General features: G+C 66.9%; 18 protein-coding genes and 2 pseudogenes. 10 read left to right on the top strand and 10 right to left on the bottom strand.

Annotation, left to right across the window (positions count from 1 at the left end; translation table 11 throughout):
* Positions 1–462 precede the first annotated feature (462 nt).
* The 3 genes and pseudogenes from ACGFNU_RS47600 to ACGFNU_RS47610 form a co-directional block, all read left to right on the top strand.
* The gene (locus ACGFNU_RS47600; RefSeq protein WP_392603373.1) at positions 463–1,455 is read left to right on the top strand and encodes a LuxR C-terminal-related transcriptional regulator; all 993 of its coding nucleotides are present in this window, start codon (positions 463–465) and stop codon (positions 1,453–1,455) included.
* A gap of 20 nt (positions 1,456–1,475) precedes the next feature.
* The gene (locus ACGFNU_RS47605) at positions 1,476–3,278 is read left to right on the top strand and encodes a S9 family peptidase (RefSeq protein WP_392603374.1); all 1,803 of its coding nucleotides are present in this window, start codon (positions 1,476–1,478) and stop codon (positions 3,276–3,278) included.
* Positions 3,275–4,312, top strand: a pseudogene (locus ACGFNU_RS47610) (MFS transporter); the annotation flags it as partial. The gene ACGFNU_RS47605 and the pseudogene ACGFNU_RS47610, both read left to right, overlap by 4 nt.
* 153 nt (positions 4,313–4,465) lie before the next feature.
* Here the strand turns inward: ACGFNU_RS47610 and ACGFNU_RS47615 are convergent.
* Positions 4,466–4,729: a hypothetical protein gene (locus ACGFNU_RS47615; RefSeq protein ID WP_392603464.1), complete on the bottom strand. Its 264-nt coding sequence runs from the start codon at positions 4,727–4,729 to the stop codon at positions 4,466–4,468.
* 440 nt (positions 4,730–5,169) lie between these two features.
* Positions 5,170–5,781: a hypothetical protein gene (locus ACGFNU_RS47620; RefSeq protein WP_392603375.1), complete on the bottom strand. Its 612-nt coding sequence runs from the start codon at positions 5,779–5,781 to the stop codon at positions 5,170–5,172.
* Between the two features lie 397 nt (positions 5,782–6,178).
* Between ACGFNU_RS47620 and ACGFNU_RS47625 the strand changes: the two genes are divergently transcribed.
* Positions 6,179–9,826, top strand: a complete 3,648-nt coding sequence (locus tag ACGFNU_RS47625) for a DUF4365 domain-containing protein (protein WP_392603376.1) — start codon at positions 6,179–6,181, stop codon at positions 9,824–9,826.
* A gap of 738 nt (positions 9,827–10,564) precedes the next feature.
* Here ACGFNU_RS47625 and ACGFNU_RS47630 read toward each other — a convergent pair.
* The 3 genes from ACGFNU_RS47630 to ACGFNU_RS47640 all read right to left on the bottom strand — a co-directional run bounded on the left by ACGFNU_RS47630 (position 10,565) and on the right by ACGFNU_RS47640 (position 13,204).
* Entirely contained in the window at positions 10,565–11,911 is a 1,347-nt protein-coding gene (locus tag ACGFNU_RS47630; RefSeq protein ID WP_392603377.1) for a tyrosine-type recombinase/integrase, read from the bottom strand.
* 309 nt (positions 11,912–12,220) lie between these two features.
* Positions 12,221–12,625, bottom strand: a complete 405-nt coding sequence (locus ACGFNU_RS47635; RefSeq protein ID WP_392603378.1) for a tyrosine-type recombinase/integrase — start codon at positions 12,623–12,625, stop codon at positions 12,221–12,223.
* 183 nt (positions 12,626–12,808) lie between these two features.
* Complete coding sequence (locus ACGFNU_RS47640; protein ID WP_392603379.1) at positions 12,809–13,204, bottom strand: hypothetical protein; 396 nt, start codon at positions 13,202–13,204, stop codon at positions 12,809–12,811.
* Here ACGFNU_RS47640 and ACGFNU_RS47645 point away from each other — a divergent pair.
* Genes ACGFNU_RS47645 through ACGFNU_RS47655 form a run of 3 tightly spaced genes read left to right on the top strand, consistent with a single transcriptional unit; the run spans position 13,184 to position 15,554 of the window.
* Positions 13,184–13,933, top strand: a complete 750-nt coding sequence (locus ACGFNU_RS47645; protein ID WP_392603380.1) for a L,D-transpeptidase — start codon at positions 13,184–13,186, stop codon at positions 13,931–13,933. The two genes, ACGFNU_RS47640 and ACGFNU_RS47645, sit on opposite strands and share 21 nt — an antisense overlap.
* A gap of 22 nt (positions 13,934–13,955) precedes the next feature.
* The gene (locus ACGFNU_RS47650; RefSeq protein ID WP_392603381.1) at positions 13,956–14,213 is read left to right on the top strand and encodes a hypothetical protein; all 258 of its coding nucleotides are present in this window, start codon (positions 13,956–13,958) and stop codon (positions 14,211–14,213) included.
* A gap of 24 nt (positions 14,214–14,237) precedes the next feature.
* A complete protein-coding gene (locus ACGFNU_RS47655) occupies positions 14,238–15,554 on the top strand; it encodes a tetratricopeptide repeat protein (protein WP_392603382.1) in 1,317 nt (438 codons plus the stop codon).
* 611 nt (positions 15,555–16,165) lie between these two features.
* On the opposite strand, the gene ACGFNU_RS47660 is transcribed toward ACGFNU_RS47655, so the two are convergent.
* The gene (locus ACGFNU_RS47660) at positions 16,166–16,735 is read right to left on the bottom strand and encodes a hypothetical protein (RefSeq protein ID WP_392603383.1); all 570 of its coding nucleotides are present in this window, start codon (positions 16,733–16,735) and stop codon (positions 16,166–16,168) included.
* Between the two features lie 883 nt (positions 16,736–17,618).
* On the opposite strand from ACGFNU_RS47660, the gene ACGFNU_RS47665 reads away from it, so the two are divergent.
* Positions 17,619–19,253, top strand: a complete 1,635-nt coding sequence (locus ACGFNU_RS47665; protein WP_392603384.1) for a PHP domain-containing protein — start codon at positions 17,619–17,621, stop codon at positions 19,251–19,253.
* Positions 19,254–19,414: 161 nt separating this feature from the next.
* On the opposite strand, the gene ACGFNU_RS47670 is transcribed toward ACGFNU_RS47665, so the two are convergent.
* Entirely contained in the window at positions 19,415–19,954 is a 540-nt protein-coding gene (locus tag ACGFNU_RS47670) for a hypothetical protein (RefSeq protein ID WP_392603385.1), read from the bottom strand.
* Positions 19,955–20,332: 378 nt separating this feature from the next.
* Here ACGFNU_RS47670 and ACGFNU_RS47675 point away from each other — a divergent pair.
* Both ACGFNU_RS47675 and ACGFNU_RS47680 read left to right on the top strand, forming a co-directional pair.
* Positions 20,333–21,264 (top strand): annotated as a pseudogene (locus tag ACGFNU_RS47675) (anion permease).
* A 2-nt stretch (positions 21,265–21,266) separates the two neighbouring features.
* On the top strand, positions 21,267–21,497 hold the full coding sequence (locus ACGFNU_RS47680) for a hypothetical protein (RefSeq protein ID WP_392603386.1): 231 nt from the start codon (positions 21,267–21,269) through the stop codon (positions 21,495–21,497).
* A 19-nt stretch (positions 21,498–21,516) separates the two neighbouring features.
* Here ACGFNU_RS47680 and ACGFNU_RS47685 read toward each other — a convergent pair whose 3' ends face one another.
* The 3 genes from ACGFNU_RS47685 to ACGFNU_RS47695 form a co-directional block, all read right to left on the bottom strand.
* Positions 21,517–21,633, bottom strand: a complete 117-nt coding sequence (locus tag ACGFNU_RS47685; RefSeq protein WP_392603387.1) for a three-helix bundle dimerization domain-containing protein — start codon at positions 21,631–21,633, stop codon at positions 21,517–21,519.
* 261 nt (positions 21,634–21,894) lie between these two features.
* Positions 21,895–23,544, bottom strand: a complete 1,650-nt coding sequence (locus ACGFNU_RS47690; protein ID WP_392603388.1) for an aldehyde dehydrogenase family protein — start codon at positions 23,542–23,544, stop codon at positions 21,895–21,897.
* 2 nt (positions 23,545–23,546) lie between these two features.
* Positions 23,547–24,104: an EF-hand domain-containing protein gene (locus ACGFNU_RS47695; RefSeq protein ID WP_392603389.1), complete on the bottom strand. Its 558-nt coding sequence runs from the start codon at positions 24,102–24,104 to the stop codon at positions 23,547–23,549.
* Between the last annotated feature and the right edge of the window lie 600 nt (positions 24,105–24,704).

A 24,704-nucleotide genomic window follows, 5' to 3' on the forward strand; every position in this document is an offset into this window, starting at 1 on the left:
GGGATGGTCCAGACATCAAGGAGTACCCGACGCCGAGCATGGAGTCGGCCCCGCATGCGCGGGGACGCACCAGGAGATCCGTCCCCTGTCCGAACTCGGATCCGAAGTTGCAAGAAGCAGGAGCCATCGATGAGTCGCTGAGGGACATCGCCCTGGCACTTGACTCAGGTGGGGGCTGTGCTTGGTCATCCGTGCCTCCTGGTCAGGCGCCGTTCGCTGTCTCCCTATGAAACCCCTGGTCAGCGATCGTTCGCGCTGCCAGAAATCGCCATTCAAGCGTTCAGCCAGCTGGCCCACGGAGCGACACCTGGTCTGTTCTCGCTGGCAGGACGAGGGAGGCGCGTCCAGGCGCGATGGTAATGACTTTTCGTCATCACCCCACAAGCCGACGTGATCCCACACTCTCTTGTTACACTCCCGGCTGGATCAATTACTCTCTGTTGCAGGAGTGTTGTGTCTGGGATGACTACCGAGCAGACGGCGCGACGGCTCCTGGAGGGCATCGTCCCTGATGAGCTACTGAGCTCCTACACCCGGCTGCTCGCCGAAGATGGATGTGGCGCGGGCGAGGCTGCGCAGTTCCTTGAAGCACCGGAAGCTGTTGAAGAGCTTCTTTCCCGAGGGATGGCCCACGTTCGGCCAGACATTCCGGGTCTGCCGCCACGGCTGGTTCCCGCGCCACCGGACTTGGCGCTACAAGGCGTTCTGGCCGAGATGGCACGTCGCCTGGTGACCGACCAAGAACGATTGCTGACCGGCCATCACCGGCTGGCCGAAGCGCAACGCGCACCTGCGACGACCGGGGCCGGGTCCATGCAACGGCTGGTGCAGATCGTCACCGACCGGGACGAGATCAGCCGACTGTCGTACGCCCTGATCAACGCAGCCCGTCACGACTGGCTGACCCTGGACAACTACGTCCTGGAGATGCCTCTAGAAGAATCGACTGGTTTCACCCCGCTTCCGACCTTCGACGGCCAGGTCCAGTGCCGCGCCATCTACGAGACCAAGTGCGCCGAGCATCCGGTCGGAGCCAGAACCATCGAGGCCGCCGTGGCGCAGGGCGAGCAAGCACGACTGCTCCCCCGCGTCGGAATGAAGATGAAGCTCGCAGACGAGGCGGTGGCGATGATCCCGCTGACGCCGACCGGCATGTCCGGTGCCCTGCTCCTGCGCTCGCCGGTGATCGTCGCAGCGCTGCGCGAATACTTCGAGCTGCTCTGGGAGCGCGCAATCCCGTTCGGCGCCGCACAAGCCCAGGCACCACTCAGCGCGCCGCAGAAGACCATCCTGCGGATGCTGGTGCAGGGCCTGGACGACGAGGGCATCGCCCGCCGGATGGACCTGAGTGTCACGACCGTGCGACGCAACATCACCGCGATCCGCGAGGAACTCGGCGTGGAGACCCGATTCGCGGCCGGCGCGGCCGCTGTACGCCGTGGCTGGACCGAGTAGACATCGAGAGGCGCCACTTCATGCCTGATTACCTGGACTTCGTCCCCCAGCAGCGTTTCCAGCCCGCTCTCGCCCTTGCACCGGACGCGAGCATGGTTGCCTATTCCAGCAACGCCGACGGCCACTACGACCTCTGGGTGGCTCCACTCACCGGCGGCGATCCACGCAAGGTCACCGCGCTTCCTGGGCGTTCCGTTCGACAGATCGCCTGGTCTCCCGACAGCAAAGAGCTGGTGTTCACCGCCGACCACGAGGGCGACGAACAGTATCGGCTCTACCGCATCGGACTCGGTGACGTCGATGCAGTCGACATCAGCATCGGCCCGGAATGTCAGCGTGTGCTCGCCGCGTCCCCCTTCGACGCCACCGGCCGCTATCTGGCCTATGCCGCCAACGACCGTGATCCGGCAGTCCAAGACCTTCTGATCCGCGACCTGCTTGACGGTGGTGAACGGCGAATCACCCCACCTCTCGATGTGGTGTTCGAGCCCTCGGGCATCTCCCCGGACGGCCGATGGCTGCTGGCGGCCGGCTTCCGTTCCAACACCGACATCTCGGCCTACCTGATCGACCTCACCGAACCCGACTCCGAACCGGTCTGCGTCACCGCCCGCTATGGCGAAGGCGTCTTCGACCCCTCTGTCTGGGCGGCGGATTCTGCCGGCTTCTACCTCCTGACCGACCTGTGGGGCGAGTTCACCGCAGCCGCCTACCTCCCCCTCCCCCCGGGCGAGATGCAGCTCGTCGCCCAGCACGACTGGGACGTAGAGCTCTTGGACGCCTCAGACGGCACTCTCGCCTGGTCAGTCAACGAAGCAGGACGCTCCGTCCTCTATCTCGGCCACCAAGGCACGACCAAGATCCACCCAGATGTACCACCCGGCGTGATCACCGCAGTCGCACTTTCCACCGACGCCCAGACGGCAGTGATGCTCATCGACTCCGCAACCCGCCCCAACGAGATTGCTGCCGTCGACGTGAGCGGCGGATTCCGCTATCTCACCGACGCCCGTCCGCCCGCCTTGCGCGTCGTAGACCCGGTCACGCCCCAGATGGTGACCTATCCGGCAGCCAGCGGCCGAGACGTCCACGCCCTGCTCTACCGCCCGAACGTCCCCGGCCCACATCCGGTACTGCTGTCGATCCATGGCGGCCCAGAGGCCCAGGAACGTCCCGGCTACACACGTTCAGGTCTCTACCAGTACCTGCTCAGCCAAGGCGTCGCGGTCCTCGCCCCCAACATCGCCGGATCCACCGGCTACGGCAGCGCCCACCAGAAGCTCATCTACCGCGACTGGGGTGGCATCGACCTGGACGACCTTGACCACGCCGTCCGCTACCTGCAGGCCACACCCGACCTCGACGCCAACCGGATCGCCACGATGGGCGCTTCCTACGGAGGATTCGCCGCCCTGTCCTGCCTGGCGCGCCTGCCCTACCCATGGGCAGCCGGCGTCTCCATCTGCGGCCCCACCAACCTGGTCACCCTCGCAAAAGCCTCCCCACCCACCTGGAAGGCCTTCGTCGCCACCGTCCTCGGCGACCCCGACAACGACGCCGACCAGCTCATGCAGCGCTCCCCTGTCACCTACGCCGACGCCATCACAGCACCACTGTTCGTGCTCCAGGGCGCCCGTGACCCGCGCGTGCCCAGAGCCGAGTCCGACCAGCTCGTCACCCGGCTCCGGAACCGCGGCGTCGAGGTCCGCTACGACGTCTTCCCCGACGAAGGCCACGGCTTCGCCAACCGCGACAACGAGCTGCGGGCTTACAGCCAGATCGCAGAGTTCCTGATCGACCACCTCCAGGCGCCGGCCCGGTGAAGACAAGCTCGTCAGCTCTCCACCTCATCAAGGATCCGGCTGTCGCCCCGCTGTTCATCGCGCGCTTGATCTCCTCCACCGGAGTGGGCTTCGGGCAATTAGCCCTGGTGTGGGGCGTCAAAGAACTGGGCTACAGCCCGGGAGCAATTTCACTCGTGCTCGCCTGCAAGGCCGCACCGGCCCTGCTCATTCTCGCAGGCGGCATCATCGGCGACCGTTTCAAACGCCACCACGTCCTGGCAGGCGCCGAAATACTGGCCAGCATCACCTGGCTAGCGCTAGGAGCCTGCTTCCTGACCGGCAACGCGCCACTTCCCCTGTTGTGCGCGCTGGCAGTCCTATCGGGCATCGCCACAGCGATGTTCCTGCCGACCATCCGCGGGATCATCGCCGACCTCGTCGACGACCGGCACCGCCAGACCGGCAACGCGCTCATCAGCCAGACCGACGCGACGGGCCTACTCGTGGGGCTCGCCACCTCGGGCCTGGTGGTGACCCTCGTCGGGCCTGCCTGGGCAGCGGCAGCCAAGGCCTTGCTCTGCGCGATGAGCGCAATCCTCCTGACCAGGCTGACCACGTCCCGCCCCCTGCCCGGCCCGACCAGGCCCCTCGCCGACCTTCGATCCGGCTGGCACCACTTCACTCACCACCGCTGGGTCTGGATGATGACCCTGCAATTCACAACCGTGATCATCGCCGCCGCCACCTTCACCGAAATCATCGGCCCACTCCATCTGAGCCAACACCGCCAAGGCGCTCGAGCATGGGGCACCATCGCAGCATGCGAAGCCCTCGGCGCCCTAGCAGGCGCCGTGATCGCGACCCGGTGGAAACCTCGACGACCCATTGCAGTCGCGGCTACCCTCCCCGCCTCGGCAGCCGTCCCGATGACATTGATCGGCTGCGACGCTCCATGGCTTGTCGTCGCCGCCGGGATGTTGATCCCAGGAGTGTGCCAGTCCGTCTATTACGTTCTCTGGACGACACAGCTGCAGCAGGCGTTCCCGTTGGACACACTCGCCCGAGTCAACAGCTGGGGAATCGTGGGAAGTTTCTCCCTAACGCCGATAGCTCTACTCATGGTCGGACCAACCATCGAGGCCACGGGCACCGGCTCCACCGCCCTCGGCATCGGCGCCCTTGTCGTGGCAACCACCACAGTGACACTGCTGGTACTGGCAAAACGCTCACACCTTCGAGTCGTCGACCGCGTTGGGGCTGCCGACCCGGCCCGCAGCGACGACCCAGCCGTCCTTGACGCCGATGTTCGTCTGCACGACGCCGGCCAGGGAGTCCAGCAGGAGCACGTTGCTCGCCAGGAGGTTCAGCTCGGAGTCGCCCGTCATGGGGCCGTAGCGCGCGACATAGGTCGCGCGGATCACGGTGCTCATGCGGGGTCCTCGAGTGACGACGCCCCCGTCCTGCCAGACCCGTAGCGTCTCGTTCGTCATGTCATGCCACCACCAAGGTGACCATCTCGGCCGCACAGGCGGGCCGATCGCTGACCTCGATCTCAACGCTCACCCGGGAGACGACGTGCGTGCCTCTTGGTTCCGCAGGTCACCAAGGCGACTTCGACTCCGCAGCGGAGCCGAGAGTCAGCAGAAACCGGGGCGGGATAGCGGACCTTGTTGCTGCTGTAATTCACCACTATGGCCACTCCTTAGCAATGTAGATCCCGTAGTGGAACTTGGGAATCGGAGAAAGGCTGAGGTAGCCGTGGGCGACGGCGGCACCGAACGGACCTGACCGGCCTTGGCGCCGTCGGCGCTGATCTAGAGTTGGCCGTGACCCAGGACGCCAGGGCGACGCAGGCCACTGCGACGCCGATCCAGAAAGCCGTTTTGTAGCCGATCTCGCACGGCTCGGCGCGGTTTCTGTGCTCTGCCGCTCAGGAGAACTCCTTGATGCGTGCCCGGACCTTGGCCAGGCCAGTTCCGGTGTCTGCGGTCGGCAGTTGCCACGACACAATCGACTCATCCGCGTTGATGTACAGCAGCCGGCCACCCTTCGCCGGGATGTCGAACGTCTCGACACCGTCCTCGGGAGAGCCGGGTTCGATCGGGTCGCCGAACTCCGGCACCGCACCCACCCACACATTCGTGGAGGTGCCGCCCTCGCCACCCCAGATGGTTTGGCCGTCGCCACGCCACCGGAACCCGCCGCCACCCGCAGGCGCCACGAAGTCGTCCTGCTTCGTCACCGCCTCCGCCCTCAGCGCGATGGCGACGAACCAGCCATTCTCAGGCGGGTCCGAGCCCTTGTACGGGCCGCGGTGGTACAGCACCCCGACCGGAGTCACTTTGATCTGGCCGCCGCTCTCGCCCGTCACGATGCCGGGCTGGCCCCACGGAAGGTTCTTCGGCGCAGCCGGGGTGACGACGCCCTGGGTGAAGTCGTTGTTCTTCGGCGCCGCTCCGGGCTCGTCGTTGGTGCCGCCGCAGGCGGTTGATGTGAGGAGAGTGGCGACAAGGAGAACGGAACCGACAACGCGACTGCCCATACGGTGCCTCCAATCGGCGCAGGTGTGTGCACGCAGTGTGCACCCGTGGACTGATCGTTAATCGGTGCGTGGCCGAAGCAGGACGCTCCGTCAACCGGGCCGCCGATGGCTGCGTCTGACCGTTCACGGCCCCGGCCCACACCCGGCGAGGCTCCACTCCAGCGAAGAACAGCTCATCTAGGACGGCGAATTCCGCAACAGGGCAGCGCGCGCCGGCGGCTGAGCTTCCCCCGTAGCTACGGGGGAAGCTCACATGGAGCGAATCCCAGACGCACAACGACTCCTCCGAGAGTCAGGGCTGCTCTCAGCTTGATGCCCCCAGAACACGCACCTGTGTGAGTCCACGGATCGCGAGTGGCCCCATCTTCGTGCTTAGGAGCTGCGGGATAATGCCGAGATGCCCGACCCTTCACTTCCGGTCCGCAGCACGAACCACAAGACCGGTACGAAGGGCGTCTCGGCCGCGCGCATCGGTGTCCAGGACAGCCTCGGGTGGATCTTCCGGGAGCAACTGGAGGACGACTACGGCATCGACGCGCATCTCGAGGTCGTCACCGCGGACGATGACCTCGATGTGGTGACGGGGCAGCTGATCGGTGCCCAGATCAAGGGCGGTAAGACTCAGAAGCGCAGGGCCAAAGGCCGGGACGGCTGGTACTACTACAGCACCAAGCGGAGCAGCCTGAACTACTGGCTTGGCCATACCCTCCCGGTAATCATCGTCGTGTACGACGAGGACTCTGACACCAGCTACTGGCAGGTGGTCCGCAGCGACCTGGTCGAGTACACCGACAAGGGGTTCAAGGTCTTCGTGCCACGATCCCAGCCGCTGAATGACAGTTGCCGGCACGAGTTGGAGGAAGTCGCCAAGCGGACAGGTCAGCGTGCGCTGGAGGTATTCGACCGGTCTTTGGACCGTCTTCCGGAGTCCGTCGTGATCGAGCTGCGCCGCGCCGCCGGCCAGGACGTCGAGGGCGCAGCCCGGGTCGCTCAGATCCTTGCCGACGGTTCAGCGCAACCAGGCATGACTGCCTCCCATCTGCTGGGGGCTCAGCCCACGTGGCTAATCGGCAGCTCGATGGCCGAAGCGTTGTGGGCTGCGGTGGCTGGCTTCGCTGGCGGGCACCTGGAGCACGACCTCACGGCTCGGGCTTTCCTAGTTTCGGCCGCTTGCGGTGGGCCGTACGCCGACCGGCGCCGTGCGCTTGCTGCTCTGTCCTACGTCCTGGCCGGTGACCGAGACGAGGCCCGCAAGGTGCTGGAGTTGGTGGCCGCGGATAACGCCCGGCTCCTCGCCGCAGTGGGGTGGGCGGCGTTGTCGGTGCCGGAGAACGACGCCCGGCCGATCCCAACACCTGAGGCGATCACCACAGCGACGGACGACGAACTGAACCGCGAACCGACAGTATTGAACTTCCTCGCCGAGAACGCCTCCCGGCGCGGCGACGTCGACGACGCCGTCGCCCTGGCCGAACGAGCGGTCAGCAGTCCGCGTGGGACCGATCCGCAGATGAAGGTTCGGATCGCTGAGCTTCTGCGCCGGCGGATGCAAAGCCGCGGTGGCTTCGGCGGCCAGGACAGCAGGGCAGCACGGGACTACGCCCGGCGGGCACTGGAGGACATGCGCCGCTGGAGCGGGCCGAGCCATCTGGCGTTGTCAGAGCTCCTGGACATGGAGATCCTCGACGGAATGCTGCGCCGTGCCGTCCGCATGGCCCTGCCCGCGACCGCTGGCGGTACCGCGACCGACCGAGAGGCCGCCGAACCTGCGATCGCTCGGAAGGGCGCCGTCGCCGCACTGATGTCCCGTGCCGACTCCGCCGAGGCGGTGTTCCGGCAGATGCTGGTCGGCAATCCGTGGCTGGACGTGCTGGACGCCCAGCGTCTGGAACTCCACGGCGGCCAGGACACCAAGAACGTGTGGCTGAAGGCGCTGCGGTCTGCTGATGACGAGGCGTCTCGTTCCATCTGCGCTTCCCGGCTGGCGGAGATGGGGGTATGGCCGCTGGACGAGGTCGAGGACATGGCAGCGCGGTCGGTCATGCCGTCATGGACCTACAGGATCTTGCAGGCGAAGGCCAACGCTGCCCAGGGCCGCACCGATGAGGCCGTCCGGCAGTTGCGGATCCTCGCCGAGGACAACGCCACCGGCGCGATGGAACTCATCCGCCTGCTGGATCAGAACGGGGATCCCTCTGTCTCTGAAGAATGCGAACTCCAGTACCAGCGATGGCACGACGGCATGCTCATCGATCTCATGCTGCACCTGTCCGTGCCTGATCCGGACGCTGAAGGGTTGTGGACGCGTTTCATGGACGACCCACGCCTGTCCCCGGACACTGCCTCGGGGCTGCGTCGCCGCCTCATCAGCACCGCAGGGCAACGCGGCGACTGGCGACATGTCGCCGACCTTTGCGAACGCGGCCTCGCCACTCAACCTTCCACCTGCGGCAACGATGCCGAGGAGTTCGACACCGAGCTGGCCTGGCAGGCCGCCGGGGCCTACCTGAACCTGCATGACATGCCCCGGGCCCGCGATACGGTGACCCGGCACCGGCTGGTCCCCATCGACGAGGACACTGCCCGCTTGTGGGTCCGGCTGCGGGTTAGCACCGACTTCACTCAGACCGACATCCAACTCGCGGTAGAGCTGGCCGAGCAGTACGGCCGCTCGGTCGCCGAACCGGTCAGCAGCCTCCTGGTGCGCGAATCCAACCGGAGCAACCCCGAGAGGGATAGGGGCGGACCGCAACCATGGCCACAGCCGCTTCGCGACCGGGCACAGGCGATCATCACGGCGGCCCAGGCTGCGGGGTACGGGCCCGAAAGCATCAGCAAGGACGAGCTAATCCGTCGCCTGGAGCAGACCGACACTCAGGACGTCGACCGCCTCCGCCGTGACGCCCAGGCCGGGCGGATGCCACTGGGCCGCTTCGCCTCGCGTGCTCGCCGGCCCTACGGCCAACTCCTCCTGCAGCGCGCCCTCGGCATCACCGTGGCCGCCGACATCCAACCCGGACTCAACACCACCGGCCAACGGGCCGCGGCTGCCGTTCTCGCCCGCGCCAAGCAACCTGCAGGGCTGCTGGTGGCCGACCTGTCCGCCCTGTCCATCCTCGAACTCCTCGCTGAACACGGCCGGGACCTACGTGCCCGCCTCCCGCAGATGGTCGTCACAGAGAGCACGAAAATCGACGCCATCGCCACACGGGATGCGGTGTGGGCGATCACCGGTGCCAGCTTCACTGCCGGTCTCGACTCCGGCCGGTTGGTCAAGGAGACCCTGGACGGCGCCGAACGGGCCCGCCTGCGTGAACTCGCTACCGGTCTGGAGGACGCTGCTGCCAGACTCGCCCACCAGGCCGTCGAATGCGGCACAGATCCCGCTTTCGACTCTCTCGCCCTGGCAGCCGATCTCCGTGCAACCTTGTACGCCGACGACGTCGCCCTCCGTCAGCGCGCCCGTGCCCAAAGCGTCGCCACCTTCGGCACCGCCGACCTCATCGCGGCCACCGCCCATCCCGAAGCCGGTCACCTCATGTCTTGCCTGGCCGAACACGGCGTCGTGGACCTGCCTCTGGACGCCCAGCAGATCATCGCCCTGGAATGCCGGGCGGGCTGGGCCTTCCGCGCCGGAGCGCTCGCTCTCAGTCGCAGCCACTGGTGGCACGACAGGATGGACTGGGTCACGCCGTGGAAGACCATCGCCGCTGCCGCTGCCGACCACGCACCCGCCTCCCTCACCGCCATCACCCAGGCCGCGCTCACCGGATCGATCGCTGATGTATCTACAGGTGAGGCACCCCGTCGCTACTTGCTGGTCGTCGTCGCGGCCCTCGAAGCAGCCCACAGCACCGGCTCGGCACCCACCCCGGATTACCTCACCCAGCTCGCCTCCCGAGCCGCAGATGGCCTCGCGCCGTCCCTGAAGACTGTCTTTCACACCCTCCGGGAAAGTCTGACTCGGCACGGCGACACCGACGCCGCCTCCACGGCCGCAGCGCTGCTCACCATCGACGTCACTGAGCCTTCACTGTGGACTTGATCATGCCTCCTCTGACACGAAGCACCGGGATGCGCTCGGCCGCCACGGCCACCTGATCTTGCGGATGGCGCAGGCTCAACATCGAACGCATCCGTGCGGAACTCAAGCGGCTCGTCGGCGGAGAGATATTGGCCCCCAGCACCTCAACCCGAGCAACCGCAACAAAGTCGGCGATAAGCCGAGGCCGCTTAAGTTGACCGCACCTGCACCCAGACGGCGCGCCGCACACCTCGTCCCAGCCAGATCCGAACACGCCTGTGGCTCGCGCTTCAAATCGATGCCGGAAGACTTGGGCGCGAACAGGGGCAGGCACCTACGCCGCGTTGCGGCTAGGTGCTGACGGTGTGGATCTGAGTGTACGTCTCCACAAGCCACCTTTACATCGTAGATCAAGATGACGTCGCATGGACATGCTCCCGCGAGAGCCCTGTCCCAACTGGCACGAACACCTCAGCACGCACCCCGCGACGCGGAGCTGCACACCATCAGCATCGCGCCAGAATCTCCCGGCTGGGCCCTGCAGTGACTGGAAAGAACACAGGGCCGTCTTTACGTCACTGGGCCGTAACGGGTTCTGATGACACCTGATAGCAGACGATCAGGAATCGGCCATAATGACCTCTGTTGAGGCTATGAGCTGGTTGCATGAAAGCTCTCGGCCGGGCTTGGACCGGCGACCTTCCCGTTACGAGGGTGAATCGAGCCGAATCCTGCGGCTGCCTTCGAATCGTGCGTGACTCAGATGTCGATTCGGCGGCGGCTGCGGATCTTGTCGAAGGCCGCTAGGGCTGTGTCGTCGGCGTCGTCGAGGGTGTGAAGGTAGCGCTCGGTGGTCGCGATCGAGCCGTGGCCGAGGCGTTCCTTGACGACCTGGAGGTCTGCTCCGCCCGCTAGGAGCCATGACGCATGAGCGTGGCGCAGGTCGTGGATGCGGATCTTGCTGTCGAGGTCGGCGTTATGAAGCGCGGGTTTCCAGACCTGGTTGCGGAACCAGTTGGCGGGGATGTGGCCGTCGGTCTCGCGACGGCGTGGCTGACGAGGATTGTCCTTACCTGCGGCGCGGCGGCGGGCGCGGTATTCAGCGAAGGCGCGTTTGCAGTGATCACAGCGGCACTTTGCTGCGTTGTAGGCGCTGAGCGTGCCGTGACGGTATCGGTGCCCTTTGGTGTTCTCTTCAGTCCAGCCAAGTGAGTCGGGGTCCAGGGCCGAAGGCGGTGTGCGATCGGTCATGGTGTCGGGCTGGTAGACGAAGAGGAGATCGTCGCGACCGAGCTTCTCGACTTCGATGTGGTCTTCCAGCTTGTCGACGATCTGCTCGCTGAGTTTGAGACGCCGCCACTCCTTGTCCTTGGGGTACTCCTTGACCAGGAAGCGTTTGCCGTCGGGGTGGAACTTCGGGTTAACCTCGACGACGGCGCGGCTGACAGTCAGGATGCGTGAGCGGGTCTTGAGGTCGCAAACGCGGAGTTCGGTGAGTTCTCCCCAGCGCAAGCCGGCCTCGATCGCGGTCTCGACCAGCAGTTGGGAGTCAGCGTCGGGCAGGGACCGGTACAGGTCGTCGAACTGCTCGGGACTGATGATCTCGAGGGGCTTCTGCGGGACGGTGGGGGCACGGACACCCTTGCAGGGATGGATGTAGGCGACCTGGTCGTTGAGGGCTGTTGTGAAGATCGCGCTGAGGACGACCTTGTTGTAACGAATGGTCGCGGCTGAGACACCGTTCTTCTTCAGCTTCTTGATCCACGCACGGACGTGCTCGGGCAGGATGTCCATCATCCGCATGCCGCCGAACTCCGGCATGACGTGCTTGTAGATCGAGTAGTGGTAGCTCTGCATAGTGGTGGGCTCGACCTCGTGGTTGGGGAGCCAGGTCTCCTCGACGTACTTCTTGAAGGTCTGCCGTCCGCGCTTGAGGTTCACGTCGCGACCCCGCCCGACCTCACCCTCGGCTCGCTGCCAAGCTTTGTCGGCCTCCTTCTTGGAGGAGTAGGTGCCCGCCGATGCGACCTTCCCCTTCAGGTCTTCGTAGCAGGCGGTATAGCGCGGCTTGCCGTGGCGGTCCAGGCGCTTGAACGAGTATCCCAACGTCGCTCCCTGGAGTGATCGTTTGTTAGTGGCTCGTTAGTGGACTCCACCGTATGTAGTGGGATCCGGAATGACCCTGCACCACACAGGCTAGGCTTCTGACCTGCATTTTCTCACAGAACCACGAAGTTAGTCCAGGGCAATGTGAACGTTCGTAATCCACTGGGGGTCAAGGGGTCGTGGGTTCAAATCCCGCCGTCCCGACCAGGCGAACAGCCGGGTCAGAAGGGGTTTCGGAGATTCTCCGAGGCCCCTTTTTCGATCTTCAAATGGTCCCGGTAGCCAAAACGGTAGACACCGCCCGCAGACTCAGGTCGATCCAGAATCGCCGAACACGGCATTCATGACTCCGGCGCCCTTGGTTGTCACCGGCTTGAGCTGATGCCGGTAGATCCGCCCGGTGACGGCTGGAGATGGGTGCCCGCACAGATCAGCGCTGTTCTCGATCGGTACGTCCCGGTCGCTCATGATCGACACGAACGAGTGACGCAGCTCCCGGGGAGTCCAGTGCTCCCCAAGACCCGCCCGTTTGGTGATCAACCGGAGAGCCCGGCGCACGTTGGCGGCGTCAAGCTCGCCTCCAGTGGACGTGCGGAAGACGAAATCGCTGTACTTCCAGGCCTCAGGCGGTTTGGCGCTGGTGGTGTTGGCGAAGGGCGTCCACAGCTCGATTGGGGAGTACCGAACGCCAGACGTAGACGGCGAAACGGTCATGGTCGAAGCCCACCTCGGTGACCGGTCGCCAACCAGTCTCGTCGTTCACGAACGCCACCACGTGATCCCAACGAAGCTCGCGCGCTTCCTCTGTGCGGATGCCGGTCAGGAGACTGACGACGACGTAGGCATGAAGCTGGGACGATTCGGCCTGCGCAAGGACAGCCATCGCTTGATCGAACGTCAGGGCTTTGCTGGGCCGGCCCGGCTTCTCCCCTGGGGCGTGTCAACCAGTTCAGCGACGTTGCGCAGAACGCGGTTGCGCGCTTGTGCGTGCCGGATGGTCCGCTTGAGGACGCCGTGCACGAGCCGGACAGACCGGCTGGACAGACCTTCGGCGACAACCTCAAGCCAGTCGTCCACATCGTCTGCCACCAGCTCCCTGCGGTTCGCCGTCCCAACGAGCGCGATGACATGGTTGGTGGCCAGGCTCCGATAGTTGGCGATGGCGTCGGAGCCAACCGTCTTGAGACCTCGAGAAAGCCTTGTGACCGGCACCACGAGATCATCACATCGGCCACACAGGTTCTTCACTTTTCTCGGCGAGCATCTCGCGGCATGCGCCAGATCAAGGTTCACACCGGCGCCGTGCTCGCCGCCGGCCTGATCGCCGGGCTGGCCGGCTGCGGCTCGTCGAACGACGGCGAATCCGGGAACGGCCCGCCCAAGACCGACCGCCTGACGGCCGCCGCAGCCCGGCAGCGGCAGGGCGATGCGGAGATAGCGACCGTACGCGGCAGCCGGATCGCCGTGCACAAGCGGAAGGGCGACGGCGCGGTCTGGAAGGCGCTGTCCAGCCCTAACGAGATGGGCGCCACCCGGGTCCTCCTCGTCGATGCCGAAGAGGGCGACTGGCTGAAGGTGCTGCTGCCGATCCGGCCCAACGGCAGCACCGGCTGGGTCAAGGCCTCCGACGTCACCCTGTCGTCGACGACGCGCCGGTTGGAGATCGACCCGAAGGCGTTCGCATTCACCGTCTTCGACGGTGCCAAGGTGCTGCGCACCGGGAAGGTCGCCACCGGCGAGGGCGGCACCCCCACCCCGGCCGGTCGCTTCTATTTCACCGAGCTGGTCGAACCGCCGAACCCCGATGGCGCCTACGGCACGTACGCCTTCGGACTGAGCGGCTTCTCGCCGACGCTGAAGACCTTCGCCGGCGGCCCCGGGCAGCTCGCCGTGCACGGCACGAACAAGGCGTCGGCGCTGGGCGGCATGGCCAGCCACGGCTGCGTGCGGGTCAGCAACGACGACATCACCTGGATGGCCAAGAACCTGGCGATCGGCACGCCTGTCGTCGTCAAGAAATGAAACACCACCGAAAGGAACATCAATGCGCTTGACGTCCCTCGTCCCGGCCGCCGCGCTGGGCATCGGCCTGGCCGGCACCGGTCTGGCCGCCGCCGAGGCCGCCACCGAGTCCGCCGCCACCTCCGCGTCGGCCAACCCGCCCGCCGCGCCCGGCCAGTTGCCCCCGGGCCACCCCGGCGGCAAGCCGTCCAACCCCGGCAACTCGTCGAACCCCGGCCGGCCGCCGGCCGCCGCGCCGCCCGGCAAGGCCATCCCGGGGACCCCGACCTACACCGGCTGACCCCGTCACGAGAAGGAGGAGCCTATGCCTGATCACGGAGAATGGAACCGGCGTTCCCTGTTGAAGGGAGCGGCCGTGGTGGCCGGTGCCGCCGCGGCCGCACCACTGCTGGGCAAGGCGGGCAAGGCGTACGCCGACGGCAGTGACGCGGACGCGTTGTACAGGGCCGGGAAGTTCGAGCAGGCCGGCCGAGCGTACGAGGAGATCCTGAAGAAGGATCCCACAAACCTGCACGCGGCGCGCCGGCGCGGCTATGTCGGGCTACTGGCCAACAAGTTCCCCGACGCCGAGAAGTACCTCAACATGGCCCTCAAACTGGCACCCGACGACAAGGAAACCAACTGCTACCTGGGCGACTGCTACATCCGGCAGGACAAGTACGCTCTCGCCGCACCCCGCTGGCGAGCGGGCGGCGAGGAAGGCTACGCCCGATGGTTCGAGGCGATCCGTGGCGAGGCATACCAGATCCACGGGAACATCGGCCGAGTGGAATGGCAGCCGATGGATCCGGAACCGCTGGTGGAGGCCTCGGTCAACGGCGGACCGCCGAAGCGGTTCGCGTTCTACACCGGTGCCCCGAATCTGCAGGTGCGCGCGTCGGTGGCCAAGGAAGCCGGGCTGACCCCGGTATATAAGGAAAGGACCGACTTCGAAGGCCTCGACATCTGGGTGTACTACGGAGTACTGGACTCCTTCAAACTGGGCGACCTCGAACTGCGCAACGTCCCCGTGGGCTGGTCGTCGACGGAGTCGGGCGCAGATGTCAGCACTGACAACGACGGCCTGATCGGCACGTGGGTCTTCTACCACCTGCTGACCACCTTCGATTACGCGGGCCAGTCGCTGATCCTGCGCCGCCCGACCCCCGCGGCGGCCAGGAAGGTACACGCCGACGCCGCACGGGCGGGCACCACGCCCCTGCCGATCTGGTTGTCCCTCGACCACAACATCGGCAGCATCGGCAGCATCGCCGACTCAGGCCCACGGGCGATGGGCGTGAACTTCGGCGGAGCCGGTGGCGAGAGCGCCGTGGGCACGTCCCTGGAGGTGGCCAAACGGTTGGGCATCCGCACCGACACCGACCGCCCGATCGATACCTTCGGCCACAGCCACGAAGCCGTCGTCTACCCCTGCTACCCCAAGGAGATCCGCATCGGCGACGCCGTCGCCAACGACATCTACTGCACGGCGGACAAGAACGGGCAGATCAACACGCCCTGGCCCTACGGGGACGGGGTCGACGCGACCGGCTACTTCGGCCACTGCTTCTGGAAGCCCTACAACATCACCCTCGACTTCACCAACATGAACCTCTACATCACCCGCGGCAAAGCCACCTGACCACAGTCGGCACGGGCGTCTGAGACCCACCTGGAGCCGCCGGCTCAAACGGGTCGCGGGGGAAGGGCGAACCAGGCGCCCTCCCCCGCCCCAGCGCCGCACAAGATAGTGAGCCAACCGCACAACAACCCTCCATACGCGGCCGGAGCCGGCAAGTTGCTCGAGGCGGATCTGGCCCTCCAGTGTCGACAGCTGAGAGCGCAGGAGAGCCATGGGCAGCGCGCCGGCGGCGACGGTATGGACACGGATCTCGCTGATGCCAGGGAACTGGACCACGAGGTGCTGCTGGTCCGCAGTGTCCAGAGACAGACGTTCTTGACGGATGGCCTCGAGCAGACGTGAGGCTTCGCGCACAACCGTGGCGATCGGATGGTAGGACTCGGCCGCATTCGCTGTCCGCAAGGGTGGTCTACAGAGGTCCGCTCATGCCGCCGACAGCGACCGGACGACGCCAGCGACCTGAACGACCAAGCCGCAATGTTGGTCGATAGGGAGAACCTGCTTAGAGGGGCTTCCGGGTTGGCCGATCGTGGCAACTCGTCCGGGACGCTGTGATCGCCTGGCCGACCGTTATCGGTCAGACATGGAGCGTCGGGATATGGAGGCGCTCTTCAGCGTCGCGTCCCGTACAGGACGCTCACCGTTTCCGCGCCGGGTTGTTCGAGCCGCCAGAGCATGCGGCGGGCACGACCGCGGCGGCGTTCAAGGACTTCACCAAGATCTTCTCGAATGGTGACGCTCTCGATCGCGTCGTTGATGATGAAGGCGGACAGCCGGGCGATGAACGGATCGACGGTGGCCACGATTCCCGGGACGGTTCGTATCCCGTGGACGACCGCGTTGCGTTGGCGCAGCGCGCGCTGGAGCAGGACGTCGAACCTTTGCTCCAGTTCCTGGAGATGCGCCCGGGCTTTGAGCGGATCGTTCGTCCGCTTGGCAAGGGCGCGTGCTTGCGCTCGCCAAACTGGCTGAGTGCTCGGTATGGCTGTGGAGATGGCGTCGAGGAAGGCGACTCGGTTCACCTTCAAGCTGCCGTCGTCTTTATGGGTCAGGTAGGAGCCAACGGTCTCCTGTACTGACGCACTTGAGCCGGCCAGGAATGTCCCGTAGATGACCGCCAGATCGTTTACCGACCGCGCGAAGCGATCGAGAGCCCACCGTTGACGGAGGTAGTACCTCACTGCATGGGACCACGATTCGCGTTCGCCTGGCGGGAGAGACTGCTCGAAGGCTCGTACGTGCAGGACGACGCGCTGACCAATGCGCCAATAACAGTTACTCGGAAGCAATTCGACCTAACCCTAATCCGGTCCCGCCAATAGCGAATTAGGGTCTCCATTAGCGCCATTTGGCCCGCGGGCGCGTGGCGTGTCCTGCGCAGGTCGTCTTCGCTGACGGCCAACCGGCGCCGTGGTCATTCTGTGGCGAGTCCAGCGTTTCGAACAGGGCGTGCTCGAAGCTGCGGTACGAGTCGCTCCAGGATCTGCCGTCGCTGGTCCCACTCGTCCAAGAGTTGGCGGGGATCGGTGGCTCGCAGGATGGTGCGGCTGCGACTCTTCGGCCCCCGGTCCTCCTCGACCAGAGAGATGAGGCCGCGGCGGGCCAGCCGCTTAGCGATGTCATAAGCGTTCGTCCGGCCAACCCCGGCCGTCTCGGCAGCCCATATCCATAGGTACTGGGCACTCCAGCGAAGTCTCCCAACCTCAGGGTGCAAGTGACATCCGGTTTGCACATCAGGTCCGGCCTCGTCGACCACTCCCGCAAAGGGGAGTCGACACACTCGGCAGTTGCTGATGTGAGCCCTGCGGAACCCTTGTGCGTGCGAGGGGTATGAGCGATTCGAGCGATTCGCAGGCGGTGTCAGCGGTGTGCAGGCCAACTCAGATCGAGCTGGAGGCCCTGCCCGTCGACCGGCGGTTGGAACGATCGAGCAGGTGAGGCGAGCTCGGTGTGATCTTCATGCCGCGCTAGCCGGAGCGTACGCCCAGCGTTCACGAGTCATTCTCCTATCTCATCCAGAGTTCGATCCGATCGATGTTCGGCGCGACGGAACGGGCTCCTCTCATGACCGACGACCATCTGACGGGACGGCGCGGCTTCCTGCGCGGCGCTGGACTGGCGGGGGCGGGCGCCGCCGCCTCGGCCGCGCTCGCCGCCCCGGAGGCGGCGGCCGCCTCTGCTTCCGCCCCCGGTCGGCGGCGGGGCGGCTACCTGTGGCTCGCCGGTGACCATCACCTGCACAGCCAGTACAGCAATGACGCCATGTTCCGCGTCGCCGACCAGGTGCGGCGCGGCCTCGCGCACGGCCTGGCCTGGCTGGCCATCACCGATCACGGCAACGTCCCGTTCGTCACCCACAGCGTGGAGCGCGTCAACGCCGACATCCGCGCCGCCCGCGAGGAGTACGGCGACCGGATGCTCGCCTTCCAGGGGCTGGAGTGGAACATCCCGGGCGCCGAGCACACCACGCTGATGCTCGCCCCGGGCCGGTCGGAGGCCGCCTTTCTGCGCGAGTTCATCGCCAACTACGACGCCCGGGTGAAGGACGCGCGTCCTGGCACGCCGCAGAACGAAGCTCTGGCCGTCGAGGCCCTGAGGTTCTTGCGCGATGCGGTGCGGCGGCGGCGGATCGGCGACGCCCTCGTCCTGCCCAACCATCCCTCCCGCCAGGGCATCGACTCACCGCATGAGATCCGCGCCTGGCGGGACGCCGCGCCCGAGATCGTCATCGGCATGGAGGGCGCGCCGGGGCACCAGGCCGCCGGGCTGCCGGCCCCCGCGATGGGCCGGGCCCGCGGCCTGTACGACGGTGGACCGGGCACCTACTCCTTCCCCGGATATCCGGCCGAGAGCTACCGCACTCACGGCGGTTTCGACTGGATGACCGCGACCGTCGGCGGCCTGTGGGACTCCCTGCTCGCCGAGGGCAGGCCGTGGTGGATCACCGCCACGTCCGACGGGCACCAGGCGTGCGGCGACTGGGTGAAGAACCCCGTCGACGCGCTGGACCAGAAGGGCTATGACGACAAGCCCTACGACGCCGAGGGGCACACGTTCAACAACACCGGACGCTTCCCCGACCCGGTCAACGCCGGGATGCCGATCACCGCCTACAGTTCCTTGCCGCCGGGCGCGTACAGCAAGACCTGGGTCGGCGCCACCGGGTACGGGTACCGGCAGGTCATGGACGCGATGCGGGCCGGGCGGATGTGGGTCTGTCACGGCGACCTCATCAGCGGTCTCGACGTGCGTGTGCGTGCCAAAGGCGGGCGTGGTGTCCCCATGGGCGGCAAGCTCACCGCCCGGCGCGGATCCAGGGTGGAGGTCGTCATCGAGATCGCCCTCACCAAGACCCCCAACCACGCGGGCCTGCTGCCAGAACTGGCGCGCGTGGACCTCATCATGGGAACGGTGACCGGCCCCGCCGCCGACCGGGACACGCTGCGCGCGCCCGGGACCAGAGTCGTCAAGAGCTGGGATCTGGACCAGCGGGCCGGCACGCTGACGCTCCGCCACACCGTCGACGTGGACGGCCCCTGCTACTTCCGCGTCCGGGGCGGCGACGGCAGGCGCACCGCACCAGGCCCCTTCGGACCGGACGTGGACCCGGCCGGCCCGGTGATGGACGTCCTCGGCAAGGCAGACCCCTGGGAGGACCTGTGGTTCTACGCCAACCCCATCTTCGTGGACGTCCACTGAAACAGCGATCACTTCCGAGACGCCCAAACCGGCAATAGAGATCTTGGAACCGGCGCCGACCGGCCGGTAGCCGAGGTCGGCCGCCGGTGCCGCCGCATTGAGCCCGGCGGTGACCCCGGACCGCCTCAACCTTGCCGATCACCGCCCGGTCTACGCATCTTCTAGGCCTCACCGCCGCGGACGGCTGGTCGACGTCCGGCAGGCCTCATGACCGGCGGTCCGGCCCGGCGGCCGGAACAGTGCCGCTTGGGCCGCGCGCTAGATTCGTGCCGAGCGCCGGTAAACCCACCGGTCCGCGAGTGGACTCGGCAGCCAGTCAAGAGCTTCACGGGGCTCATGCCCGGAACGGCCGGATCAACGGCGAACTGCAAGGCGCCGACCTCGTGGACAGGAACCGCCCCGCGCCAGAGCCTGGTCGGCGCGTTCTCGCGGGCGGCGATCGCGACGCTGGCCAAGGAGAGGACGAGCGAGAAGTCGTTGTCACAGTCCACCCGGATCCGCGCCCATTCCTCGCGTGACAACACCGCCGTGAGGCGCGGTGAAGGGGTGGCGATGAGCTGGCCCGAGTCGTCCAAAGCCGCGCCGAGCCGGGTGACGGCCGCCTCTCCCAGGCACACCTCGGCCTCATGTTCGCCCAGCAGGTGCATGATCTGGCAACCCGCGAAAGCTATGGCCACACCTGGGCCGCAGACGGGGCGCACCAGCGACAGTCCCGGCCAGCCAGCGAGTTCGGCGGCGACGCGCTCGACGGGAGACGAACCCGCAGACTTGGGCCGGCGATCCGATTGGCGAAAGCCTTGGCGAACATGCGCTCATCGTTCACCCGTGGCTCAGGTGCGCGGTGCCGCTACGACTCTTTCCGTTCTCGGTGGCCGGACGTGGACAGCGATATGACCCGGGTGCCGCGCCGCGGAAGGCGGTTGCATTCAACCGGGGTTCATTTCGGTGGCCTAGAGTCGGCGGCGCAGTCCATCGAATGGGTGCCCGCCATGGACAACGTCACCTTTCTCGTGGTCGTCGTCATCATCACCGCTCTGGCTTTCGACTTCACCAACGGCTTTCACGACACCGCCAACGCGATGGCCACGTCCATTGCCACCGGCGCTCTGCAACCCAAGGTCGCGGTCGCCATCTCCGGCGCGTTGAATCTGGTGGGCGCGATCCTGTGGAATCTGGTCACCTGGCTGCTGGGGCTGCCGTCCAGCTCCTCGCACGCGCTGTTCGGCGGCCTGATCGGCGCCGTCTGGGTCGGCGCCGGCATCGACGGCGTGCACTTCGACACCGTGCTCGAGAAGGTGCTGATCCCGGCGATCGTGTCCCCGCTGATCGCGGGTTTGGTCGCCATGACGGCGACCTACCTGGCGTACCAGATCACACGGCGTGGACGGGACGAGCCGGTGACCCGCGGCTTCCGGCTGGGGCAGATCGCCTCCGCCTCGGCGGTGTCGCTGGCCCACGGCACCAATGACGCGCAGAGACGATGGGCGTCATCACCCTCACGCTGATCTCCGCGGGCGTCCTGTCGGCGGGGTCGGGCCCGCCGTTCTGGGTCGTCGCCTCGGCGGGCCTGGCCATCGCCGCGGGCACCTACCTGGGCGGCTGGCGGATCATCCGCACCCTCGGCAAGGGGCTGATGGAGATCCAGTGCCCGCAGGGATTCGCCGCCGAGACCAGCGCGACCACGGTCATCCTCACCTCGTCCCATCTCGGCTTTGCGTTGTCGACCACCCAGGTCGCGTCCGGCGCCATCATGGGCGCGGGCATCGGCCGCCGACTCTCGCAGGTCAGCTGGAGTGTGGCGGGCCGGATGGCGCTGGCCTGGCTGTTCACGCTGCCCGCCGCGGCCGCCGTCGGGGGCGTCGCCGCCGCCGTCACCACCACCGGCACCGCAGGCGTCGTCCTGGCTGGAGGAGCCGGCCTGGCCTGCGCGGCCGGGATCTACGCCGCGTCCCGCCGCGAACCCGTGCACGCCGGAAACGTCAACGCCGAACCGGCCGCCGCCGGAGTGTGAACATGGACGTCAACTGGGGTTCCATGGCCAAGGTGCTCGTCATGAGCCTGGGCGTCACCGTGGCCGTGGTGTCGGTCTTCGCCATCGGCATCCTCGCCGGCTCCGCACGCCTGGCCGCTCAGGAACGCGGCGAATCCGGCGCCGTCGGGCTCACCGGCGCCGTGTTGTGCCTCACCGCCTGCGCCGCCATGGTGCTGTACGGCATCTACCTCATCGTCCCGCAGTTCCACTAGCCGACCCGCAGGCCGCCGGTCAGATGTCCGAGCCCTGCAGCCGTTCGCGAGCATCCCGCTCCACGAAGATCGGAACGAAGTCGCGGATGGGCCGGTCATCGAAACGGCGATGCGCCGCAATGCAGAGACACCTCACCTGCAGGTGAGGTCAGCAACAGGCGAACTTGGTTCCCCCAACGGGTCCAAGGTCGTCAGCGCCGTTGCGGGCGTGAATTGCACCACCCGTCACGGTCTATTTATGGATATTCGGATCTATCGAAACGGAAAGCTGGTGAAGCGGAGTAACAATAACGGCGGCGGGATGCACCTCTCGGTGACCGTCCAGAAAAAGGGTCCCAACGTGAAGCTCGAATCCTTCATGAACGGTCCGATCACCGGCACCAGGCCGAGGTACGCCTCAGCTACGGAAGGTTCCAGCTGATGAGGCTGATGGGCCAGGGTGAAGGTGTGCTGTCGGGTGGTCTTCGCTGACGGCGGCGGAGTGGTCGAACAGTGTGGCGTCCGGTATGTCGAGTGGTGTGCTGATGCCTTGGAGGTGGCTGGTGCGCAGCATCGGGAGGCTGGCCTCGCCGATGGCTCCGCTGGTGTGTCCGGTGCCGCCGTCGATGGGCAGCGTCGGGATCGGGCCGATGTGGCTGTCGTTGATCTTCAACGTGCCGGCGTTGCGGACTTCGGTCCTGAACGTGGAAATGATGTCGGGGTCGGTCGCCCACAGTGAGTTGCGCAGGCCGTGCCGGTTGTCGTTGAGGAAAGCGATCACGTCGTCGATACGGCCGCTGGAGGCCACCACGGTGGTCAGCAGCGGGAAGAACGTTTCGTCGTGCACGGCTCGCAGTGATCGGGCGGCGCTCAGCCCGTCGACGCGCAGCAGCGCGGGCCGGATGAAGGGGCCGCGTGCGCGGCTCTCACCCCGGACGTCGACGAATTGGCCGCCGGTCACCAGGGTGGCCCCTGCGTTGAGGGCTTGGGCGACCACGTCGGTGAACTCGCCGCGGCGCACCACCGGGCTGAGGATGACGTCGTCGCGTTCGGGACGTCCTACAGGGAGCCGGTCGATCTGCTGTCGCAGCCGGTCGATGACCTGGTCGGCGATCTGTGGGTGCAGGACCGCCCGGTTGGGCGTCAGGCATATCTGTCCCGAGGCGTAGAAGGCTTCGAGCAACGCCTGGACCGCCAGGTCCAGCGGCGCGTCCTGCCAGATGACGACGGTGTCGTTGGCCGACAGCTCCAGGATCGGCTTCTTGCCCCGCCGGATACAGTCCGCTGCCAGGTCGAGACCGCGGCTGGTGGGGCCGAAGTAGTAGATGTCGTCGATGTGCGGGCTGGCCAGCCATTCCGGCAGCACGTCGCGGACCGGGGAGCACACGGCGCTGAGGACGCCGTCGTGGCCGCCCAGCAGCGGAGCGAGCAGTTCGTGGCAGATGAACGCCGCGCTCAGTGGGCCGCTCGGTGGCAGGTCGACCACGACGGCGTTGCCCGCGGCCAAGGCCATCACCGCGGAGAACACCAGGGTCGCCGCGGCGGCGTTGCGGGCGGGCACCAGGCCGACCACGCCGTCGGGTTTGCGGACGAGGTCGACCCGGCGGCCGTTGACCGTCGTGCGGCGGGCCAACTGCGCGGCCGCATCGGCGACGGTGCATGGATGTACCGCCGCCAGCATCGTCGCCACCTCGAAGCGCGCGACCCGCACCGGATGCCCTTCGGCGACGAGCAACTCCACCAGCTCGGCTTGCCGTGCGTGAAGGGCCCGATCGAAGGCGGTCACCAAGCCGAGCCGTTCGGTGGCCGGGGCGGCCGCCCACCCAGGCTGCGCGGCCCGGGCCGCGGCGACTGCCCGGTGCCGCTGGTCGGCGGTGCCCAGCGCGACCCTGCCGACCACGGCCGGGTGCGCGGCCGCCCCAGGGCCGGCCTCACCGGTGTCCAGGGCGGCCTTCAGCACGGCCATGTCGTACGGTGCCTCGAGCGCGTCACCGACACGCACCCAGTGCACCCAGCCGGCTCCGTCCTCATGGGCACCGCCGACGAGCACGCGATAGCTGTGCCGCACGCTCACGCCCTGCCGAACAGCCAGTTCCCCAGAGCCTCGCTGCCTTCGTCGGGATTGGTGTAGTAGTCGCGCATCGCGGCCAGCACCTCGGTGACGCTGAGGTCTCCGCTGCCGTCGGTGTCGAGCTTGTCGAAGGCCAGATCGGCGTTCTCGACGGAGGTGCGCATCACCCGGTGGAACTCTGAGAACTCCTGTCGGCTGACCGTTCCGTCGCCGTCGGTGTCCATCAGCGCGCACACTGCCTGGGCCATCGGCAGGAAGGCCCGGTCGAAGCCCGACGCGTCGTCGACGAACGCGCCGATCATGCCCCTGCGGTACTCCTCCGGCGTGATGCGCCCGTCCCCGTCCGCATCGGCCGCCCTGCTCAGCGCCTCCCAGAAACGGGCCATCCCGGCGGCCATCGCGGTCGCCTTCGGCGAGGTCGGCGATTCACCGAACTGAGCGACCAGCCGTGAGCCGAGACCCAGCAGGTCGTCGCGTTCGACCGCGCCGTTCCCGTCGACATCGAGGTGTCCGAAGCAGACGTCGATCTTGCGGATCATCAGATCGGTGCTCGGCATGTGACCCTCCCGTGAACCGGCGTACCAGAAACAACAACAGTATGCATTCGCGCAAGCACATAGAGTAGGGAAGGAAAGGCTGTCCAAGCGCCCGAGCCATCAAGGACCGGACAGCAGCGCGGTCCTCCCGCGAGCACGGAAACCGCCATCGCCGGCCCGCCGGTAGCCCTCGCTCAGGTTCCTGCAACCGCGCAGCTTGCCACAACGCGGTGACTACCTCACCAACCGCGACGGCGCCCGCCGCCGACCCCCGGCGCAGGCGCCGCCGGGCCACCGCCACATGGCACTGACCCAGCCACCGGGTCTGATGAAGGGGCCGCGCGGCGCGGGCCAACTCGTCATGAGGATCGCCACCGTCGACGCCGCCCTTGGTCTCTACCGGTGGAAGGCCCCGGCCACGCTCGCGGCGGGAGACGACTACGCCTTCCATCTGGGCCATGCCCCCGCCGGCATGTACTCCATGACGTTCAGCATTACCCCATCGAGGAGGAAGGTCTGCCCGATGGTCGTGGGGCGTTCCTCAGCCTGGTCTGGTCCAGATGTTCGCTGGCGAGACCGGCCTCGGTATTCAGTAGCAGGACTGGGTCGGGGACCTGCGTA

The sequence above is a fragment of the Spirillospora sp. NPDC048911 genome (assembly GCF_043198015.1).
Lineage (GTDB): Bacteria > Actinomycetota > Actinomycetes > Streptosporangiales > Streptosporangiaceae > Spirillospora.

Excerpts from the sequence above, each read along its gene's own strand:
- ACGFNU_RS47620 (WP_392603375.1), bottom strand. The coding sequence starts at position 5,781 with ATGGGCAGTCGCGTTGTCGGTTCCGTTCTCCTTGTCGCCACTCTCCTC.
- ACGFNU_RS47600 (WP_392603373.1), top strand. The coding sequence starts at position 463 with ATGACTACCGAGCAGACGGCGCGACGGCTCCTGGAGGGCATCGTCCCT.
- ACGFNU_RS47665 (WP_392603384.1), top strand. The coding sequence starts at position 17,619 with ATGACCGACGACCATCTGACGGGACGGCGCGGCTTCCTGCGCGGCGCT.
- ACGFNU_RS47655 (WP_392603382.1), top strand. The coding sequence starts at position 14,238 with ATGCCTGATCACGGAGAATGGAACCGGCGTTCCCTGTTGAAGGGAGCG.
- ACGFNU_RS47695 (WP_392603389.1), bottom strand. The coding sequence starts at position 24,104 with ATGCCGAGCACCGATCTGATGATCCGCAAGATCGACGTCTGCTTCGGA.
- ACGFNU_RS47650 (WP_392603381.1), top strand. The coding sequence starts at position 13,956 with ATGCGCTTGACGTCCCTCGTCCCGGCCGCCGCGCTGGGCATCGGCCTG.
- ACGFNU_RS47625 (WP_392603376.1), top strand. The coding sequence starts at position 6,179 with ATGCCCGACCCTTCACTTCCGGTCCGCAGCACGAACCACAAGACCGGT.
- ACGFNU_RS47635 (WP_392603378.1), bottom strand. The coding sequence starts at position 12,625 with ATGACCGTTTCGCCGTCTACGTCTGGCGTTCGGTACTCCCCAATCGAG.
- ACGFNU_RS47645 (WP_392603380.1), top strand. The coding sequence starts at position 13,184 with ATGCGCCAGATCAAGGTTCACACCGGCGCCGTGCTCGCCGCCGGCCTG.
- ACGFNU_RS47680 (WP_392603386.1), top strand. The coding sequence starts at position 21,267 with ATGGACGTCAACTGGGGTTCCATGGCCAAGGTGCTCGTCATGAGCCTG.
- ACGFNU_RS47615 (WP_392603464.1), bottom strand. The coding sequence starts at position 4,729 with ATGACGAACGAGACGCTACGGGTCTGGCAGGACGGGGGCGTCGTCACT.
- ACGFNU_RS47605 (WP_392603374.1), top strand. The coding sequence starts at position 1,476 with ATGCCTGATTACCTGGACTTCGTCCCCCAGCAGCGTTTCCAGCCCGCT.